The 17,082-nt window shown below is 52.3% G+C and carries 18 protein-coding genes and 1 pseudogene; 9 read left to right on the top strand and 10 right to left on the bottom strand.

Annotation, left to right across the window (positions count from 1 at the left end):
- Window positions 1–654, bottom strand: a 654-nt coding sequence (gene yiiM, locus JSN25_RS06245) for a 6-hydroxyaminopurine reductase (protein WP_204525535.1), incomplete at its 3' end; no start/stop codon positions are given.
- A gap of 152 nt (window positions 655–806) precedes the next feature.
- Here yiiM and JSN25_RS06240 point away from each other — a divergent pair.
- Window positions 807–1,703, top strand: a complete 897-nt coding sequence (locus JSN25_RS06240) for a dihydrodipicolinate synthase family protein (protein ID WP_085049718.1) — start codon at window positions 807–809, stop codon at window positions 1,701–1,703.
- A gap of 41 nt (window positions 1,704–1,744) precedes the next feature.
- Here JSN25_RS06240 and kdgT read toward each other — a convergent pair whose 3' ends face one another.
- Together kdgT and sodA are read right to left on the bottom strand one after the other, a co-directional pair.
- Complete coding sequence (gene kdgT / locus JSN25_RS06235; RefSeq protein WP_038635946.1) at window positions 1,745–2,728, bottom strand: 2-keto-3-deoxygluconate transporter; 984 nt, start codon at window positions 2,726–2,728, stop codon at window positions 1,745–1,747.
- 236 nt (window positions 2,729–2,964) lie between these two features.
- Complete coding sequence (gene sodA, locus JSN25_RS06230; RefSeq protein ID WP_038635943.1) at window positions 2,965–3,585, bottom strand: superoxide dismutase [Mn]; 621 nt, start codon at window positions 3,583–3,585, stop codon at window positions 2,965–2,967.
- A gap of 288 nt (window positions 3,586–3,873) precedes the next feature.
- On the opposite strand from sodA, the gene rhaT reads away from it, so the two are divergent.
- A complete protein-coding gene (gene rhaT / locus JSN25_RS06225) occupies window positions 3,874–4,908 on the top strand; it encodes an L-rhamnose/proton symporter RhaT (RefSeq protein ID WP_042313441.1) in 1,035 nt (344 codons plus the stop codon).
- Window positions 4,909–4,997: 89 nt separating this feature from the next.
- On the opposite strand, the pseudogene JSN25_RS06220 reads toward rhaT, so the two are convergent.
- The 5 genes and pseudogenes from JSN25_RS06220 to rhaS form a co-directional block, all read right to left on the bottom strand.
- A pseudogene (locus tag JSN25_RS06220) lies at window positions 4,998–5,478 on the bottom strand (Hcp family type VI secretion system effector).
- Between the two features lie 117 nt (window positions 5,479–5,595).
- Window positions 5,596–6,743, bottom strand: a protein-coding gene (locus JSN25_RS06215) for an IS3 family transposase (RefSeq protein ID WP_204525534.1) whose coding sequence is annotated in 2 segments (ribosomal slippage) — window positions 5,596–6,506 and window positions 6,506–6,743 — 1,149 coding nt in all. Because the reading frame shifts where the segments join, the coding sequence is not laid out codon by codon here.
- A gap of 153 nt (window positions 6,744–6,896) precedes the next feature.
- A complete protein-coding gene (locus tag JSN25_RS06210) occupies window positions 6,897–7,586 on the bottom strand; it encodes a hypothetical protein (RefSeq protein WP_233638430.1) in 690 nt (229 codons plus the stop codon).
- A gap of 206 nt (window positions 7,587–7,792) precedes the next feature.
- Entirely contained in the window at window positions 7,793–8,632 is an 840-nt protein-coding gene (gene rhaR, locus JSN25_RS06205) for an HTH-type transcriptional activator RhaR (protein ID WP_110496321.1), read from the bottom strand.
- Between the two features lie 79 nt (window positions 8,633–8,711).
- Window positions 8,712–9,560, bottom strand: coding sequence for an HTH-type transcriptional activator RhaS (rhaS, locus tag JSN25_RS06200; RefSeq protein ID WP_204525532.1), 849 nt, complete (start codon window positions 9,558–9,560; stop codon window positions 8,712–8,714).
- A 300-nt stretch (window positions 9,561–9,860) separates the two neighbouring features.
- On the opposite strand from rhaS, the gene rhaB reads away from it, so the two are divergent.
- From rhaB to rhaM, 5 genes are all read left to right on the top strand, one after another.
- The gene (gene rhaB, locus JSN25_RS06195) at window positions 9,861–11,330 is read left to right on the top strand and encodes a rhamnulokinase (protein WP_150344470.1); all 1,470 of its coding nucleotides are present in this window, start codon (window positions 9,861–9,863) and stop codon (window positions 11,328–11,330) included.
- A complete protein-coding gene (gene rhaA / locus JSN25_RS06190; protein WP_150344469.1) occupies window positions 11,327–12,586 on the top strand; it encodes an L-rhamnose isomerase in 1,260 nt (419 codons plus the stop codon). The genes rhaB and rhaA overlap by 4 nt, the downstream gene beginning before the upstream one ends.
- A gap of 143 nt (window positions 12,587–12,729) precedes the next feature.
- Complete coding sequence (rhaD, locus tag JSN25_RS06185) at window positions 12,730–13,554, top strand: rhamnulose-1-phosphate aldolase (RefSeq protein ID WP_137347092.1); 825 nt, start codon at window positions 12,730–12,732, stop codon at window positions 13,552–13,554.
- 11 nt (window positions 13,555–13,565) lie between these two features.
- Window positions 13,566–14,714 carry a lactaldehyde reductase gene (fucO, locus tag JSN25_RS06180; RefSeq protein WP_038635920.1) on the top strand — a complete coding sequence of 383 codons (1,149 nt, stop codon included), beginning with the start codon at window positions 13,566–13,568 and terminating at the stop codon, window positions 14,712–14,714.
- Window positions 14,711–15,025, top strand: coding sequence for an L-rhamnose mutarotase (gene rhaM, locus JSN25_RS06175; protein WP_087856650.1), 315 nt, complete (start codon window positions 14,711–14,713; stop codon window positions 15,023–15,025). The genes fucO and rhaM overlap by 4 nt, the downstream gene beginning before the upstream one ends.
- Before the next feature lie 46 nt (window positions 15,026–15,071).
- Here rhaM and JSN25_RS06170 read toward each other — a convergent pair whose 3' ends face one another.
- Window positions 15,072–15,620: a helix-turn-helix domain-containing protein gene (locus JSN25_RS06170; protein WP_003825255.1), complete on the bottom strand. Its 549-nt coding sequence runs from the start codon at window positions 15,618–15,620 to the stop codon at window positions 15,072–15,074.
- Between the two features lie 101 nt (window positions 15,621–15,721).
- Here JSN25_RS06170 and JSN25_RS06165 point away from each other — a divergent pair, with 101 nt between their 5' ends.
- Together JSN25_RS06165 and JSN25_RS06160 are read left to right on the top strand one after the other, a co-directional pair.
- Window positions 15,722–16,381 (top strand): AzlC family ABC transporter permease, encoded by a 660-nt coding sequence (locus tag JSN25_RS06165; RefSeq protein WP_038635911.1) that lies wholly within the window; start codon window positions 15,722–15,724, stop codon window positions 16,379–16,381.
- Entirely contained in the window at window positions 16,381–16,704 is a 324-nt protein-coding gene (locus JSN25_RS06160) for an AzlD domain-containing protein (protein WP_038635909.1), read from the top strand. Before JSN25_RS06165 ends, JSN25_RS06160 begins: the two co-directional genes overlap by 1 nt.
- Window positions 16,705–16,746: 42 nt before the next feature.
- On the opposite strand, the gene JSN25_RS06155 is transcribed toward JSN25_RS06160, so the two are convergent.
- On the bottom strand, window positions 16,747–16,959 hold the full coding sequence (locus tag JSN25_RS06155) for a YdgH/BhsA/McbA family protein (protein ID WP_038635907.1): 213 nt from the start codon (window positions 16,957–16,959) through the stop codon (window positions 16,747–16,749).
- Window positions 16,960–17,082: the final 123 nt, after the last annotated feature.

The following is a 17,082-nucleotide window of genomic DNA, read 5'->3' as shown; positions in this document are numbered from 1 at the left end:
GGAATTATCTTCGATCTTGCCGCTTAAACGGCGCTTTTGCATCGTTCTGGTCCAGCTCTTCGATAACCCGGCAGCCGACAGTAAACGGCGATACTGCGAGTCATCAAACGGCATATGCCAGGCAATGGCAATCGCCTCGCGCACGCTGACGTCGCTGACGCGTGACGCCAGGATCAACGGCGCGTCCGTCGAAACCTGACCGGGAGCGATGACGCTGCATAGCCAGCCCGTCTTGCCCGCATTCTGCATCTGGCTGGCCATATCACTAATGCCAAAATGGAAATTCAGCTTAAAGCACGGCGAGCGCGGCTGGGTGACCTGAATCAGCGCGTCTCCCCACTGGAAAATGTCGCCAATATACACATTCTCTTCCATCAGCCCCTCAGTGGAGAGGTTTTCGCCAAAAGCGGGCGCGACAAATAACTCCGCCTGCTCCGGAAACTCTTGTCTCCAGTGCTGATAGTGTTCACGCGGATAGTGGCACAGCGCACGATCCGGCCCACCGTGAATTTTCGTTTCCGCCTGTTCATCCCCCGTCAGGCCCAGTTCGGTCAGCATCAGCTCACCATCGACCTGAACTTTAGCAATCGCGCTGGGACGGCTTCCCGTGTAGTCCCGAATCTTGCCTGTAAAAACATCGACCGGATATCGCATCTGTTCCCTCTCCCGATAAATTTCCCCCATTACACCATATTTATTTTATCCCAGTCGCTCAAAATGAGAGCACGGTTCACATGAAGCTTAGGGACACATGCTATCAATGTAAGCTGGTTTTGAAACATCATTTCAAATAAGGAGTCGACTACGTGACTGGTCAATCGCAATTTGCTGGCGTCTGGTGCCCTTCCATTACGCCAATGGATAATGACGGCAAGATCGATCTCAACGGTCTGAGCCAGCATCTCAAACGTTTAACCGAGGCCAAAATCGACGTGATTTTGCTGATGGGCAGCATCGGGGAGTTTGCTTCTTTTACGCTCGAAGAACGACTGCTGCTGATCCGTGAAGCCCGGGCTATGAGCTCGCTGAAGATGGTCGCCAACGTCTCATCCACCTGCCAGAATGATGTTCTGTTGATGGCGCAGGAAGCGTATCGCGCAGGTTATGATGCCGTGATGATCCTGCCGCCTTACTACTACGGACAAACGGCGAAACAGCTGCTGAGCTACTTCCGCCAGTTGGGACAGAAACTCAGCGGTAAATGGTTTGCCTATAATTTCCCGGCGCGTACCGGCTGTGATTTAACGCCGGAGCTGGTTGCCACTCTCGCTGCCGAGTTCCCAGATTTCGCAGGCATCAAAGATACCGTCGACTGTCAGTCACATACCCGCAGTATGATTCAGACAACGCGCGCCGTGCGGGAAGATTTTGCCGTACTGTCCGGTTATGACGAATACTACATTCCTAACCTGCTGGCAGGCGGGGCGGGGATTATTTCAGGGTTGAACAACGTTATGCCGGAACTGTTTGTCAGCGCGCGGGAGGCGTTTAAGCAGGGCGACCTGTCGATGCTTCGCGATATTCAGGACCAGATTGGCACCTATATGTCCATCTACGCCATTGGCGAAGATTTTGTCACCACCATCAAAACCGTGGTATCGCGTAAGTTTGGCTACTGCACCGGCGTGTCACGTAATGCTGGCGGAGAGTTGAATGAGGGGGAATGTCGGACTATTGATGAGGTGTTCGTCGTCAAAGGTTAACTGACTAAGCCGGATGGCGCAGACCATCCGGCAAAAGAGGCTTACTTCACCGTACCACGAAGATCAATTTCCGCCGCCCTGGCTTTGACCTTTTTCGACCAGATGGACGTGATAATCGGTACCAGAATGGAGGTCACAATCACCGAGGTCGCCACCAGAGAGGTTGCCGCTGGCGCCATCGGTTTAAATGCCGGAACCATTTCAGCAATCAGTACCGGCGTGGCAACCGCCGCACCCGCTGAGCTGGAAGCGGCAATCCCCGCCGTTCCATCGCCGCCGCCAATCAGTTTATCGGCGATAATCAATGGGATCCCGGTGATGATAATCACCGCCACGCCCAGCAGAATCCCCAGCACGCCGGTCTGCGCAATCACGCTCAAATCGATGGTGTTACCCAGCGCGAAGGCGAAGAACGGGATCAGCGTCTGCACCGCTTTGCTGAAGAACTCCCGCAGTTCAGGGTCCAGATTACCCAGCGCAAAGCCAATCAGGAATGGTAATACAGCCCCCACAAACACGTGCGGTTCAAACGAAGCAATCCCGGCGGTTCCCAGAATAACCATGGTCATCAGCGGGCCTGATTCCAGAGACATCAGGACAAATGCCCCGGCCTCTTCTTTGGTGCCATACTGCTGCATAATCGAGGCGTACAGCCCACCGTTGGTCATATCCATGGCGGCCACCAGCGCCAACGTGGACAACCCGGCGAAGAACCCGACTTCCACACCGTGTTCCGGCAGGATGCGTGAGGCAATTGCCGCCACCACCCACGCCACCAAAATTTTGGTGATGACCAGCGTGCCGGATTTACGCAGCACGGTGCCGGTTGCACTTAGCTTAATCGACGCGCCCATACAAAAAAACCAGACCGCCAGAATAGGCACCGTACCGGTGATCATACCGTTGGTAAATGAGCCGAAATATTTCCCGGCGCCGGGTGAAAAGGTGTGACATAACGCGCCGAGGAAAAGCGGCACCAGCATCATCCCGCCAGGGATTCTCTCTATCGTTCGTTTGATCTGCATTTCCATCACCTGTAGACATAAAAATGGGGCAATTTTTATGGGCGATTGCATCTTGCTTTTGAGATGCGCCCGTCTTGATGAACAGAAGATAGACATTCAGAGGAATTATAAAAGTGATCCCACCCGCACAATAAAACATTGTTTCAATTTAAATGGATCATCGTTCCCATGTTGATTTTGATCACAAAAAAGCCCCCACAAGCAGCGCTTGCAGGGGCATTATTTAAGCCTAGAACTTATTTTTTAGCGGCGAAACGCGCTGCTGCTTCGTCCCAGTTCACCACGTTCCAGAACTCTTTAATGTAGTCCGGACGACGGTTCTGGAATTTCAGGTAGTAAGCGTGTTCCCAAACGTCCAGACCGACGATAGGGAAGCCAGAAGCGCCAGAAATTGCTTCACCCATCAGCGGGGAATCCTGGTTAGCGGTGGAAACAACAGCCAGTTTGTCACCTTGCAGAACCAGCCACGCCCAGCCGGAGCCGAAACGGGTGGCCGCTGCTTTTTCAAATTCAGCTTTGAAGTTGTCAACAGAGCCGAAGTCACGTTCGATAGCCGCTTTCAGGTCGCCCTGCAGCGTAGTGCCGGTTTTCAGGCCTTTCCAGAACAGGCTGTGGTTAGCGTGGCCGCCGGCGTTGTTACGCAGTACGGTTTTCTTGTCCGCTGGCAGTTGATCCAGTTTGGTGATCAGCTCTTCAGCCGACAGGCTGGCGAATTCAGGCAGACTTTCCAGCGCAGCGTTTGCGTTGTTTACGTAAGTCTGGTGGTGTTTGGTATGGTGAATTTCCATCGTCTGCTTATCGAAGTGCGGTTCAAGGGCATCATAAGCGTACGGCAGGGATGGCAGTGTATAACTCATAATCATCTCCAGTGTTGTCGGGCGGCCAGTGTTAACGCCGCGTAAGCAGTTGGGTCATTATAGTTAATTAAATGATATTGAAAATGATTATCAATGCCGTACTTTTTACAAGGTTTTAATCGATCAGTTTATTGTAAAAGATGTGAACCGAATCACCCACTTAACGTGATGATTGCCAACATGCGCAAAATGGCGGCAAGCGTTAAAAGGTTAATACCCTGCGTAATTTTTAAACTCGTCAGGTCGGAGGGGTCATTACCGACGATAAAAAATAACGAGGATTAAGTCATGAGTAACGCGATTACGATGGGTATCTTTTGGCATTTGATAGGCGCAGCCAGTGCAGCTTGTTTCTATGCCCCGTTCAAGCAGGTCAAACATTGGTCATGGGAAACGATGTGGTCGGTAGGCGGGATCGTCTCCTGGCTTATCCTTCCGTGGACTATCAGCGCTATGTTACTTCCCAATTTCTGGGCCTACTTCAGTTCCTTCAGCCTTTCCACACTGGCCCCGGTATTTCTTTTCGGGGCGATGTGGGGGATTGGCAACATTAACTATGGCCTGACCATGCGCTATCTCGGTATGTCGATGGGTATCGGCATTGCGATAGGTATTACGCTGATTGTCGGCACGCTGATGACCCCGATTATCAACGGCAACTTTGATGTGCTGATCAACACCTCCGGCGGACGCATGACGCTGCTTGGCGTGTTGGTCGCACTGATTGGCGTGGGCATTGTTACCCGTGCGGGTCAATTAAAAGAACGCAAAATGGGCATCAAAGCCGAAGAGTTCAACCTGAAAAAAGGGTTGGTTCTGGCGGTCATGTGCGGCATTTTCTCCGCGGGGATGTCATTTGCGATGAACGCCGCGAAACCGATGCACGATGCCGCCGCCGCATTGGGTGTGGACCCGCTGTATGTCGCTCTGCCTAGCTATGTGGTTATCATGGGCGGTGGTGCACTGGTTAACCTGGGTTTTTGCTTTATTCGTCTGGCAAAAGTGAAGAACTTGTCGATAAAAGCCGACTTCTCGCTGGCAAAACCGCTGATCATCAGCAACGTGCTACTCTCCGCGCTCGGTGGCTTGATGTGGTATCTGCAATTTTTCTTCTACGCCTGGGGTCACGCGCGTATTCCGGCACAGTATGACTATGTAAGCTGGATGCTGCACATGAGTTTCTATGTCCTGTGCGGCGGGATTGTTGGTCTGGTATTGAAAGAGTGGAAAAATGCGGGTCGACGTCCGGTCAGCGTACTGAGTCTTGGCTGCGTGGTAATTATTGTCGCGGCAAACATTGTTGGTCTGGGAATGGCCAGCTAAGCATGCTGGGTACTGAGATGACGCCACTGGCTCGGCGTCATCTATCGTTAGTTTGATACACACAAATTTTTATTTGCCAGATTAATTTTTTAATAGGTAGTACGGTGATTCCATTCATCGGTATAGATGATATTACCATCGCAATGCTTCCAGGTGATTTTCTCGTAGCGAAGCAGTACCGTTTCAAGATGTGTACCTGTTGATGAGCCGGGATACAAATCAGGCGTGATGGACGTAAGCTTTACGTTGTGAAGAATGATGTTGAAATATTCCTTTTCAATCCCTGCTTCATTAATTGAGTACATTTTGTATCGTCGCTGATTTGAGCGTAGCTCCGGTACTTAATGCTCTGTACAAAAAAGGTGTAACCCGGTCGAATTCTTTTTGAAACATGATGGGTGCATGAATTCGCGTACCCGTTAGGTGCCCTGTATTACTATCAACCGGGATATTGATATTGTGAGTCAGTGACTTTATTTCAATAGCTCCGACACGTCCGACAACCAGAGATGAGCCTGACATAGGAGAACCATTTTCATCTGTTAGCCACAAATAAGCTGGGTTAGACATTTAAACTCCTTTTATTTAAACTTGGTGAACCGTGAAGTCAATCGGGGAAACAACCACATCAGAATAATAAGTGTAATTAATGTTAGCAATAAACAATATTGAATCGCCACGGATAATCTAGACACTTCCGAGCCGTTGATAATACTGGTTTTCATATTCTGTCGGTGACATCTGATTGCTCGAACCATGCCGACGCTTACTGTTATAAAACATTTCGATGTAATCAAAAATATCGCTGCGGGCTTCTTCCCGCGTTCCGTAGATTTTTTTCTTTATCCGTTCACGTTTCAACAACTGGAAAAAGCTTTCTGCAACCGCATTATCATGGCAGTTACCGCGACGGCTCATGCTGCCCTCCAGGCCGTGTGATTTCAGGAACGACTGCCACTCATGGCTTGTGTACTGACTGCCCTGATCCGAATGAACCAGCACCTGTTTTTGGGGATTACGCCGCCATACAGCCATCAGCAGTGCGTTCAGGACAATGTCCTTTGTCATCCGGGATTGTATGGACCAGCCGATAATTTTGCGTGAGAACAGATCAACAACCACGGCAAGATACAGCCAGCCTTCGTGGGTCCTGATGTAGGTTATGTCCGTTACCCAACGCTTATCCGGAGCATCCGGATTGAACTGTCGCTGGAGCCTGTTGGGCGATACGATACTGGCCTCGCCTTTGCGTGCCCGCGGGCTCCGGTACCCGACCTGAGCCTTTATCCCGGCACGATTCATCAGTCGCCAGACTCTGTTCACTCCGCACTGTTGACCGCTATCCCGCAAGTCCAGATGGATCTTGCGATAACCATAAACGCATCCCGATTCCAGCCAGAACTGTTTAATCTGCCCTGTCAGCCTCAGGTCTGCCTGATGGCGTTGTGAATGCGGCTGCTGAAGCCAGGCGTAAAAACCACTGGGATGAACATCCAGCACCCGACAGAGCAGGCGAACAGGCCAGCAACAGGTGTTGTCACGGATAAAGGCGTACCTCAGTCGGACAGCTTTGCGAAGTACGCCGCGGCTTTTTTTAATATGTCCCGTTCGTCGGTAACCCGCTTCAGCTCTTTCTGGAGACGGCGGATCTCGGCCTGAGCATCTGACTCTTCTTTATTAGTGGAAGAATCTGGACCGTACTTCTTTATCCAGGCGTAAAGGCTGTGGGTGGTGATATCGAGACGTGTTGCAACGCTGGAAACAGAATGACCGCGATCAATAACCTGTTTGACTGCTTCAATTTTAAACTCTTCGGGATAACGTTTACCGCTCATGGGCACCTCTCTTTAAGTCATCTTAAATGACTCCGAGGTGTCTGTTAAACCCGTGGCGATTCATATTTAGGGAACAGATGAAGCCATAATAAACCAAAGCCTATTACCAGAACTGGAAACACTACACCTTCTAATAAAAGTGTTATCAAACTCTTAAACACTAAAATCCCCCTGTAAAAAATCAGCTAAGTCATCAAGATTTGAGAAGAGTTGAGACTTTGCTCTGCTAATCATTTTGGAAATTGCTGGTTCGACAAAATAATAAAGCATTTCAAGTTTTGCCTGATATAAAATCCAATAATAATCTGAATCCACTGCTTTTAGATGACGGGCAGCAAGCGCACACTTTTGTTGAACGCCGAAAAACTGAAGCACGAATACTGCTTGTGGTAGCTTTGCAGATAGACGTTCAACAATGATTTTAGACATGAAACCAGACTGAGACAACGCAAGAGAAGCCGCGGAAGCAAAAGCGTACCTGGTCCCTCCTGCAATATTCATATGAGAAGCTATTGCTGACATTTTTCTGATTAACTGACGCGCCGAACCTTCTGGATTACCTTCATCAACATCATCACTTATCATTTTGAAGTACAAATAGAGCATATATGCAATTACATCACGATATCTATATATAGACTCTATGGAATAGAGTGTTCTTATTTCTTCAGTCTTTAACTCCTGACAAACATCATTGTATTGCGGTATAAAGCATAATGAATACCAACTAGCTCGCTCCATACCCGAATATATATCTGAAGCAACTCCCCGGGCTGACTGCAAAACTCCACCAACCGCATTCTGAGTGGTTAGCGCCAGCCGCCTGTCATTTTGAAATTTCATTCTTAAATAGTCAGAAGCCCGCATTGTTTAACGCCCAATAATTTCTGGTAAATTATTTCAACATACGCTCATCATTCTCTCCTGATAATGGTCGTTATTCCTATTTTAGGCTTTATTTACAGAAGTGAGCCATCGCGAAATTTTCAATTTTTGGAGGGATCGCTGTCAGATTTTATCATCTTGATATCCGACGTAATCATGGTTACTCACTCAGCCAGATGACGCCACTGGCTCGGCGTCATCCCGGTTTCCCGCGTAAACACCACCGAAAAGTAGTTACTGTCCTCAAAGCCACAGCGCATGGAAATCTCACTAATCATTAACCGGCTGTGCTTGAGCAGATACTGAGCATGGCAAACCCGCACCTGGCGGAGATACTGGTTGATGGTCATCCCGGTCTGGCTGCGAAACTGCTGGCGCAAAACGCGTTCGCTGCACTGTTCGCGCTCGCAAAATTTATCCAGTTCGAAAGCATGCTCATGACTCCCGGCTAATGCGGTAATGAGTTTATCCAACAGTGTTTCACTCGACGTTGCCGGGAGCGTATCTGTCGCATAACGATGGCGTTTAAGGAGGGTCACCAGTTGCCCGAACAGCAGTTCCGCCATGTTAAAAGCCTGCGCATCGCGTTGATTGCTTTCATGCTCAAGCTGGCTTATCACCTGCCTGGCCTGAGTCATGCCAACGCTGCCGAGTCGCCAGTGCGGCTGCCGTGGCGTACCGTTAAATCCGGGGATCGCCCCTTCCCAGTCAACATTCAGCGTTAACCGCTCCGGGCAGTAGATGATATTTTGCAAAACTAGGTCATTTACGGAAGTGTAGGAATGTTTGTCTTCAGCGCGAATGTAAAACAGATCGCCACGGGTTATCCGGTACGGACGATCGTTAAGAACATGCAGACCATTGCCGCGCCAGACCAGGACCAGCTCGCAAAATTCATGGGTATGTTCCGCAAAGACATCCTGCGGATAACGGTCAGCCACGGCGACAGCCTGCTGTTCATGCGCGAAAAAGTCTGATGTCAGAAGGATTAGCTGATTCGCCATCACAATATTCCCTGCCATCCGGCGTTAAGGAACATGATTATCTGAGATTCGGCGGTAAAAAACGTTGATAGCTTTCGCGTTACTGCAGGCTGCTTCCCGCAATGAGATCGCTCCCCTGACGAATATCGCGTGGCGACCAATTAAACTCCCGGCGAAAAAGCGTCGAAAAGTGATTACTGTCGCCGAAACCGCAGAGATACGCGATATCCGTCACGCTGTCCTCACTATGACGAAGCAGATGTCTCGCTTTAATAAGCCTCAGGCGGTTAAGGTAGCGCTGGGGCGTCAATCCCGTTTGTTGTTTAAGCTGGCGGTGCAGTGTACGCAAAGAGAGCGAAAACTTTTCGGCCAGCGCCTCCCAACACACCTCGTCAGCAAAGTTATCTTCCAGCCACGCCATCAGAAGGTTAAGCCGCGCGTCGTTATCGGTTGCCGCTGCCATCAGGCTGCTTTTACGCAACACGACCAGTAGCTGCATAAACAGAATTTCACGATTTGCCGCCGTCGGCGTATCCATTCCTTCACCGAGCGCTTCCATTTGCCCCACCAACTGTCGGACCTGCTGTAATACCCCCTGGTTTACCCGCCAATGGGATGGATACTGCCCATTCTGTTCCTGAGGTAAAAGCTGATTCAGCCCGGCTAAAAATTGAAACGCATCCGGGGAGCGATACAGGACATTGGTCAGACACAAATTGTCAGTATGTTCATATAAATGCCGGTCATGATCGCGGACGAAACACACCGTACCACCGCTGATGGCATACGGTTGCCCGTTGAACACGTGGATCCCCGTACCATGCTCGACCACCACAATTTCATGAAAATCATGATGATGTTCAGGAAACGCGGGTTGAGGAAGCCGCGGTTCAATAGCCACTGGCGCTTTACCTGTCGGAAAAAAGTCTACGCAATGCAGTACAGTCATGACGGCTCCCCCTGTTTAGCGAATATGGCTGAATAGTAATTAAGGGTTACTACCCTCACCTTAAATTTTTGACGCCAAAGTGCGTAAACATGGTCAATTCTTCAAGATACGGTGGGAAAGATCGGGAATTGCGGAAGGCGTCACATCTGCCCGAATCCGCCCCATGAGTAGAAACTGTGAACATCATCACGTTCACCTTTGCCATGTTGCCAGCCGCTAATTGTGCCTGTCACTGTTAAGAAGGTACGTCTTATCGGGGGTTCTTAGACTGAGTGCAATAAAACTCAGAAGGACCTCGCTATGACTTTTCGCCATTGTGTCGCTGTCGATCTCGGCGCATCCAGCGGGCGCGTAATGCTGGCGCGTTACGACAGTAAACACCGCACCCTGACGCTGCGTGAAATCCACCGCTTCGTTAACTGCCTACAAAAAACGGACGGTTTTGACACCTGGGACATCGACAGCCTGGAAAACGACATTCGTCTGGGTCTGAAGAAAGTCTGCGATGAAGGCATTCTGATAGACAGCATCGGCATTGATACCTGGGGTGTGGATTACGTGCTGGTCGATAACGCCGGTCAGCGCGTCGGTCTGCCGATCTCTTACCGTGATAATCGCACGACAGGCATTATGTCGCAGGCGATGGTGCAACCGGGTAAAAACGAGATTTACCGGCGTAGCGGTATTCAATTTCTCCCCTTTAACACCCTGTATCAGTTGCGCGCGCTGGTTGAACAGCAACCAGAATTGCTCCCGCAGGTGGCGCATGCCCTGCTGATCCCCGACTACTTCAGTTTTCGCCTGACCGGTGAAATGAACTGGGAATACACCAATGCCACCACCACCCAGTTAGTCAATATCAATACCGACGACTGGGACGACACGCTGCTGGCGTGGACCGGGGCAGACAAAGCCTGGTTTGGTCGCCCGACGCATCCGGGGAACGTCATTGGCCACTGGATTTGCCCGCAGAAAAATCAAATTCCGGTCGTGGCGGTTGCCAGTCACGACACGGCCAGCGCGGTCATTGCTTCGCCGCTCGCCGATAAAAACAGCGCGTATCTCTCTTCCGGCACCTGGTCGCTGATGGGGTTTGAGAGCAGAACGCCGTATACCAACGATGCGGCGTTGACGGCGAATATTACCAACGAAGGCGGCGCGGAAGGGCGCTACCGGGTACTGAAAAATATCATGGGACTATGGCTGCTCCAGCGCGTATTAAAAGAGCGTCAGATCGACGACCTGCCAACGCTTATCACCGAAACGCAAGCGCTGCCGGCTTGCCAGTTCCTGATAAACCCGAACGACGATCGCTTTATCAACCCCGACGATATGAGTGCGGAAATTCAGGCGGCCTGTCGTGAATCGGGCCAACCTGTTCCTCTGCAAAACGCCGAACTGGCGCGCTGTATCTTCGACAGCCTAGCGCTGCTGTATGCCGACATTCTGCAAGAGCTGGCGGACCTGCGTGGTGCAGCGTTTAGCCAATTGCACATTGTTGGTGGCGGTTGCCAGAACGCGTTACTGAATCAGCTGTGCGCGGATGCCTGCGGTATTCGCGTTATGTCCGGGCCGATTGAGGCCTCCACGCTCGGCAACATCGGCATCCAGTTGATGACGCTGGACGAGCTTAACAACGTCGATGATTTCCGTCAGGTAGTGCGCGCCAACTACGACCTGACCACCTTCATTCCTAATCCGGAAAGTGAAATTGCCCGCTACCAGGCGCAGTTTCAATCACTACGACAGACAAAGGAGCTTTGCGCATGACTACTCAACTTGAACAAGCCTGGGAACTGGCAAAATTGCGTTTCGCCGCAGTAGGCATTGATGTCGAGGCGGCCTTACGCCAGCTCGATCGTCTGCCGGTCTCCATGCACTGCTGGCAGGGCGATGACGTCGCCGGTTTCGAAAACCCGGAAGGCTCGCTCACAGGCGGAATTCAGGCTACCGGCAACTATCCGGGCAAAGCGCGCAACGCGACCGAACTGCGTGCCGATCTGGAGCAGGCGCTGAGCCTGATACCGGGTCCAAAACGCCTGAATCTGCATGCGATCTATCTGGAATCCGATACGCCGGTTGCCCGCGACCAAATCAAACCGGAACACTTCAAAAACTGGGTTGAGTGGGCGAAAGCAAACCAGTTAGGGCTGGATTTCAACCCGTCCTGCTTTTCTCATCCGCTGAGCGCCGACGGCTTCACGCTGGCCCATGCCGATGACCACATTCGCCAGTTCTGGATTGACCACTGCAAAGCCAGCCGTCGCGTCTCGGCGTATTTTGGCGAACAGTTGGGTACGCCGTCGGTAATGAATATCTGGATCCCGGACGGTATGAAAGATATCACCGTTGACCGTTTAGCGCCGCGCCAGCGACTGCTGGAAGCACTGGACGAAGTGATCAGCGAGCAACTCGACCCGGCGCACCATATTGACGCCGTTGAGAGCAAGCTGTTTGGCATCGGCGCCGAAAGCTACACCGTCGGCTCCAACGAGTTCTATATGGGCTACGCCACCAGCCGCCAGACCGCGCTGTGCCTGGATGCGGGACACTTCCATCCGACTGAAGTGATTTCCGACAAAATCTCCGCCGCCATGCTGTATGTACCGCGCCTGCTGCTGCACGTCAGTCGTCCGGTGCGCTGGGACAGCGATCACGTGGTGCTGCTGGATGATGAAACTCAGGCTATTGCCAGCGAAATCGTCCGCCACAACCTGTTTGATCGCGTACACATCGGTCTCGACTTCTTCGACGCTTCCATTAACCGCATCGCGGCATGGGTTATCGGCACCCGCAATATGAAAAAAGCCCTGCTGCGCGCGCTGTTAGAACCAACCGAGCAACTGCGTCAGCTCGAAACCAGCGGCGACTACACCGCACGTCTGGCCCTGCTGGAAGAACAAAAATCACTGCCGTGGCAGGCCGTCTGGGAAATGTATTGTCAGCGCCACGACACGCCAGCGGGCAGCCAGTGGCTGGATAGCGTTCGCGCCTATGAAAAAGAGATCCTGAGCAAACGTAGCTGATAGCGACACCTGATCTGTAGGCCGGATAAGACGCCCCGCGTCGCCATCCGGCAATAAATAAAACACGATTGCCGGATGGCGCTGCGCTTATCCGGCCTACGTAAGACCCGATAATCTTCGGGCAATAAATGGGAGCACCGAACATGCAGAACATTACTCATTCCTGGTTTGTCCAGGGAATGATCAAAGCCACATCCGATGCGTGGCTGAAAGGCTGGGATGAACGTAACGGCGGCAACCTGACGCTGCGCCTGGATGAAGCAGACATCGCGCCATTTAGCGGCGATTTCCACGACAAACCGCGCTATATTGCGCTGAGTCAACCCATGCCATTGCTGGCGAATACGCCATTTATCGTCACCGGCTCGGGTAAATTTTTCCGTAACGTTCAGCTCGATCCGGCGGCAAATTTAGGCGTAGTGAAAGTGGACAGCGACGGTGCGGGCTATCACATCCTTTGGGGCCTGACCCACGAAGCGGTGCCAACCTCCGAATTGCCAGCCCACTTCCTCTCTCACTGCGAACGCATTAAAGCGACGAACGGCAAAGATCGCGTGATCATGCACTGCCACGCCACCAACCTGATCGCCCTGACCTATGTGCTGGAAAACAACACCGCGCTGATCACCCGCAAACTGTGGGAAGGCAGCACCGAGTGCCTGGTGGTGTTCCCGGATGGCGTCGGCATTTTGCCGTGGATGGTGCCGGGTACGGATGAAATCGGCCAGGCGACCGCGCAGGAAATGCAGAAGCATTCGCTTGTTCTGTGGCCGTTCCATGGTGTGTTCGGCAGCGGCCCCTCCCTCGATGAAGCATTCGGTTTGATCGATACCGCTGAGAAATCCGCTGAGGTTTTAGTCAAAATCTATTCGATGGGCGGTATGAAGCAGACCATCACGCGTGAAGAACTGGTCGCACTCGGCAAACGTTTTGGCGTGACTCCGCTGGCAAGCGCACTAGCATTATAAGGAGAATAGTAATGAGCTTTATGTTGGCACTACCCAAAATTAGCCTGCATGGCGCTGGAGCGATTGCCGATATGGTGAACCTCGTGGCGAATAAGCAATGGGGCAAAGCGCTGATCGTTACCGATGGTCAACTGGTAAAGCTGGGCCTGCTGGATAGCCTGTTTAGCGCGCTGGATGAACATCAAATGTCTTACCACCTGTTTGATGAGGTGTTCCCAAACCCGACAGAAGAGCTGGTGCAGAAAGGTTTTGCGACGTATCAGAGCGCAGAATGTGACTACATTATCGCCTTCGGCGGCGGCAGTCCGATCGATACCGCTAAAGCGGTGAAAATCCTGACCGCCAACCCAGGCCCTTCTACCGCATACTCCGGCGTGGGCAAAGTGAAAAATGCCGGCGTTCCGCTGGTCGCCATCAATACCACCGCCGGCACTGCTGCAGAAATGACCAGCAATGCGGTGATTATCGACTCTGCTCGCAAGGTTAAAGAGGTGATCATCGACCCGAACATCATCCCGGATATCGCCGTGGATGATGCCAGCGTGATGCTGGAAATCCCGGCTTCCGTTACCGCCGCAACCGGCATGGACGCCCTGACTCACGCGGTGGAAGCCTATGTTTCCGTCGGCGCGCACCCACTCACTGACGCCAATGCGCTGGAGGCCATTCGCCTGATTAATCTGTGGCTACCGAAAGCGGTCGATGATGGCCACAACCTCGAAGCCCGTGAGCAAATGGCATTTGGTCAGTATCTGGCGGGTATGGCATTTAACAGCGCCGGTCTTGGTCTGGTGCATGCGCTGGCGCACCAGCCGGGCGCAACCCACAACCTGCCGCACGGCGTCTGCAACGCCATCCTGCTGCCGATAATCGAAAATTTTAACCGACCGAACGCCGAGGCTCGCTTTGCCCGCGTGGCGCAGGCGATGGGCGTCGATACCCGCGGCATGAGCGATAAAGCGGCAAGCATGGAAGCCATCAACGCCATTCGCGCCCTGAGCAAGCGGGTAGGTATTCCAGCCGGTTTCAGCCAGCTTGGCGTGACCAAAGAGGATATTGAAGGCTGGTTAGATAAAGCGTTGGCCGATCCATGCGCGCCGTGTAACCCGCGCATCGCCAGCCGCGATGAAGTCCGCGAGTTGTATCTGGAGGCGTTATGATCCGCAAAGCGTTTGTGATGCAGGTAAACGCCGACGCGCACGTTGAGTACCAACGTCGGCACAATCCCATCTGGCCAGAACTGGAATCAGTACTGAAAGAACACGGCGCGCATCACTACGCGATTTATCTTGATCAGGAGCGTAATCTGCTGTTCGCCACCGTTGAGATAGAGTCCGAGGAGCGCTGGAATGCCGTTGCCAACACCGACGTTTGCCAGCGTTGGTGGAAACATATGCGCGACGTTATGCCAGCCAACCCAGACAACAGCCCGGTCAGCACAGAGCTAAAAGAAGTGTTTTATCTGCAATAATCTTGTAGGCCGGATGCGCCGCATCCGGCACAACGCAACATAGCAGTTAGTTCTGCTCAGAAACCAGAATCGCCTGAGTATCCGGCTCCAGCGCTTTAAAGATATGCGCCCGATCGGCGGGGTAACAAATGTAGTCGCCCTCACCTAACTCTTCCGGCGCTTCCGTCAATCCCACCATCGCCTTACCTTGCGTCACGATAATATGTTCAACCGATCCCGGTGGATGCGGCTGTGAAATACGATCCGCGCCCGGCTGCGTCAGCAGCAAATAGATATCCCGCCGCGCGCCCGGTGGGCAGGCGGCCAGTAAAATAGCCTGGTAGTGGGCCTGTTCCGCCACCACTTTTGTCCCTTCGCCGCGGCGAATCACCTGCGTTTTTTGCTCCTGCGGCTCCAGCAGGCGCGCAAAAGGGATATCCAACGCCACACACAGCGACCACAGCGTTTCCAGGCTAGGGTTGCCATTTCCTGCTTCCAACTGTGAGAGCGTCGATTTTGCAATCCCCGCGCGGCGGGCAATCTCTGCCAGTGACAAACCGGTGCGCTGACGTTCACGCACCAAGCTTTTCGCGATCATACTGATGGGCTGGGTCATTCACGACTCCATGTTTTTTATATCGAACAAATCGTTCGACTTGTAAAGCTAAATGGTTGCGTTCATTATAATGGAAATTCGTTCGATATGGCTAAAATGGTATGAAACATTATTTTTCCTGTCTCAAAGGCGACACGCTGAAAGCAATATTTCTCGTCTGTCTGGCCGTCGGCGTTGTCGGCATGTCATATGGCTCGCTGGCGATGGCTTACGGTTTCCCGCTGTGGGTACCGTTTGTGCTTTCTATTACGGTACTGGCCGGCGCGTCCGAGTTTATGTTTATCGGCATCGTCGCCAGCGGCGGTAACCCCCTGGCGGCTGCGGCTGCCGGTTTACTGGTGAACGCCCGGCACGTGCCGTTTGGCGTCACGGTGCGTGACCTGGTGGGCTCCCGGGCCGCCAGTTTCCTCGGTTGCCATATCATGAACGACGAAAGCGTAGTGTTCGGCCTGTCGCAAAAAACACCGGAACAGCGTAAAGCCGCCTACTGGCTATGCGGCCTGGGCGTCGCCATTTTCTGGCCGATTGGCACGCTGATTGGCGCAGGTGTCGGCAAACTGCTCCCGGCCCCGGAAACCATCGGTCTGGATGCCGTTTTCCCGGCCATTTTGCTGGCGTTAGTGGTTCCGGCCTTTAAAAATCGGACCACGCTGATCCGCGCCTGTAGCGGTGCCGCGCTGTCGCTCGCATCTATACCTTTCGCGCCGGTGGGCCTGCCGGTACTGCTCTCACTGTTTGGTTTACTGACGAGGAAAAAATAATGGGCAACATGACGCTGTTTATCGTTGGTATCGCCATATTATCTCTGGGAACGTATTTAATGCGTTTAGGCGGAGCAAAACTGGGGAGTCGTTTAGCGTTCTCGGAACGCTCGCAGGCCCTGCTTTCTGATGCCGCAACGGTATTGCTGTTTTCCGTCGCGCTGGCAACCACCTTTTATGAAGGTGAACACTTTGCTGGAATGGCGCGTGTTCTTGGGGTTGGCTTCGCGGTCTTTCTCGCCTGGCGCAAAATGCCGCTGATCGTGGTGATCGTTGCCGCCGCTGTGGTGACCGCGCTGTTGAGGATGGCGGGCATAAACTAAAAAAGCGCCTCAAAGGCGCTCTTTCTACAGTACTTAGGTATCTTATTTCAGCAGTTCAGCGGTCATGTGCACGCGGTTACCGGTGTAAGCCTGGGTGATTTTATAATCGCTGGCGCCTGCACGTTCAGCCTGAGCGGCAATGCTTGCTTCAGCACTTTCCAGCGTAGAACCCGTTGCGGTAACAGTCTGAGCAGCGAATGAACCGAAAGAAGTAGCCAGAGCGATAACTGCGACAAAAGTTTTGATGCTTTTCATGATATAAACCCTTTAACTTAGTTGTTTGAGTAAGGCACCGTGCCTTGATGTGATAAATAATAGCCATCTCATCACACAACTAAAAGCGGAAGGATTTGCCTGTCTTATTCAAATTATTTGAAT

This window comes from Citrobacter cronae (genome assembly GCF_016893685.1).
In the GTDB taxonomy this organism is placed as follows: Bacteria; Pseudomonadota; Gammaproteobacteria; order Enterobacterales; family Enterobacteriaceae; genus Citrobacter; species Citrobacter werkmanii.
The sequence above is the reverse complement of the archived record's forward strand: the minus strand, read 5'-3'. Positions and strand labels throughout refer to the sequence as shown.

What these genes read in the sequence shown, in the direction of transcription:
- kdgT (WP_038635946.1), bottom strand. Translation starts at nt 2,728, where the DNA reads ATGCAGATCAAACGAACGATAGAGAGAATCCCTGGCGGGATGATGCTG.
- sodA (WP_038635943.1), bottom strand. Translation starts at nt 3,585, where the DNA reads ATGAGTTATACACTGCCATCCCTGCCGTACGCTTATGATGCCCTTGAA.
- rhaT (WP_042313441.1), top strand. Translation starts at nt 3,874, where the DNA reads ATGAGTAACGCGATTACGATGGGTATCTTTTGGCATTTGATAGGCGCA.
- JSN25_RS06210 (WP_233638430.1), bottom strand. Translation starts at nt 7,586, where the DNA reads ATGAAATTTCAAAATGACAGGCGGCTGGCGCTAACCACTCAGAATGCG.
- rhaR (WP_110496321.1), bottom strand. Translation starts at nt 8,632, where the DNA reads ATGGCGAATCAGCTAATCCTTCTGACATCAGACTTTTTCGCGCATGAA.
- rhaS (WP_204525532.1), bottom strand. Translation starts at nt 9,560, where the DNA reads ATGACTGTACTGCATTGCGTAGACTTTTTTCCGACAGGTAAAGCGCCA.
- rhaB (WP_150344470.1), top strand. Translation starts at nt 9,861, where the DNA reads ATGACTTTTCGCCATTGTGTCGCTGTCGATCTCGGCGCATCCAGCGGG.
- rhaA (WP_150344469.1), top strand. Translation starts at nt 11,327, where the DNA reads ATGACTACTCAACTTGAACAAGCCTGGGAACTGGCAAAATTGCGTTTC.
- rhaD (WP_137347092.1), top strand. Translation starts at nt 12,730, where the DNA reads ATGCAGAACATTACTCATTCCTGGTTTGTCCAGGGAATGATCAAAGCC.
- fucO (WP_038635920.1), top strand. Translation starts at nt 13,566, where the DNA reads ATGAGCTTTATGTTGGCACTACCCAAAATTAGCCTGCATGGCGCTGGA.
- rhaM (WP_087856650.1), top strand. Translation starts at nt 14,711, where the DNA reads ATGATCCGCAAAGCGTTTGTGATGCAGGTAAACGCCGACGCGCACGTT.
- JSN25_RS06170 (WP_003825255.1), bottom strand. Translation starts at nt 15,620, where the DNA reads ATGACCCAGCCCATCAGTATGATCGCGAAAAGCTTGGTGCGTGAACGT.
- JSN25_RS06165 (WP_038635911.1), top strand. Translation starts at nt 15,722, where the DNA reads ATGAAACATTATTTTTCCTGTCTCAAAGGCGACACGCTGAAAGCAATA.
- JSN25_RS06160 (WP_038635909.1), top strand. Translation starts at nt 16,381, where the DNA reads ATGGGCAACATGACGCTGTTTATCGTTGGTATCGCCATATTATCTCTG.
- JSN25_RS06155 (WP_038635907.1), bottom strand. Translation starts at nt 16,959, where the DNA reads ATGAAAAGCATCAAAACTTTTGTCGCAGTTATCGCTCTGGCTACTTCT.